The sequence below is a fragment of the Caballeronia calidae genome, assembly GCF_900044055.2.
In the GTDB taxonomy this organism is placed as follows: Bacteria; Pseudomonadota; Gammaproteobacteria; order Burkholderiales; family Burkholderiaceae; genus Caballeronia; species Caballeronia calidae.
In genome coordinates this window covers 1-1,212 of the sequence record NZ_FCOX02000286.1, presented here as the reverse complement: position 1 = coordinate 1,212, position 1,212 = coordinate 1, and the positions used below count along the sequence as shown (strand labels likewise).

Genomic DNA, 1,212 nt, shown 5'->3' with positions numbered 1-1,212 from the left:
GATCATGGCTGCGCACCGTTCGCCCCGGAATCCCACCTTCCGAGCTCGTCGTCGCCAACGCCCTACGCCAAAGTCTGCCGGAATTTCTCGTGAATACCGCGCAAACAAATATCTTCGCGAAATTCATCGGCGAAAGGCAGGACCTCGAACGCTTCGAGTTGTTCCGACTAGGCACATAGGTCAAATCCGGACCTGATTGATTACGCAGACACCACCCGAAAAGGATGAAAGATACTCCGGGGCGGAGGCCCGTTCCCGCTACTTGCCGACGATCAAATCTTCACGAAAAACTCGTCACTCTTGAGTGATACAGGTATCCTACCTAATTTGTAACGATGGAAAACCCGCAACCACTTGCCGGCGAGAAGGAGACGGACAGGTGTCGCAACAACGCCTCAATCTCCGACGCAACGAACGTGACGTGACGTGAGGATCGGCAAAGAAACTACCTTTGTGCAACGTGCCCCAGCTCTTTCTCAAGGTCTCACTGAGCGTAGCAACCGATACATTTGCTGCCAGGCTTTTGCTAATCTGGTCAGTAAAGCCTTTAACCGCGTCGCGCTCGCTTGTCCAGTTGACGGCCCGCAGGATTCTGCCGAGCAACGCGTTGGCACCAAAAGCAATGTGTTCGGCGGGGTCACGACGCGCAGGCAAGTAGTGAACCTGAACGTGGTTCCGTTCCACGCGAGGCACCTGGGCTGTCGTCATGGGTGAACCGTCACTGTTCAGGTCAAGAACATATACAAAGGATTCGTCGATTTCGCCATCAACGCCGATCGAGGCGCTCAACCGATATCGAACTCGCGGCATGCCACCAGCAGTGTCCAAACGCATATGGCCGAAATGTGGCGCGACGGTCGAGTTGTCGCCGTCCTTCTCGAGTTCAGGAAAGACGAAATCTGCTTCGATCCAGAGGTGTCTTTCGTCCGGAACGCTTTCCTCGTCGTAGGGAACATGGAAATCCGAACGTTGAACTCGCCTCATGGAGGGATCGAAAGCGAACATCCGGCACAGCCCTTGCAGCGCTGCCGTTTTGCCAGAGCCGTTGGGTCCGATTAGATACGTAATGTCATTGAGGCTGAGCTCGGTCGGTTCCGGTCCGAACGACTGGAAACCACACATCCGAATACTTTGCAATTTCATACGCTTCACATCCATAGCAGATATTTTTCACGACTCGCCAGTCCCATTACATCATGCATGCATCAGCAA

At 54.0% G+C, this 1,212-nt stretch carries 1 protein-coding gene; it reads right to left on the bottom strand.

The features are described 5' to 3' along the window. Positions 1-318: 318 nt before the first annotated feature. Positions 319-1,143, bottom strand: a complete 825-nt coding sequence (locus AWB78_RS42675; RefSeq protein WP_232478149.1) for a DUF2813 domain-containing protein — start codon at positions 1,141-1,143, stop codon at positions 319-321. Positions 1,144-1,212 lie beyond the last annotated feature (69 nt).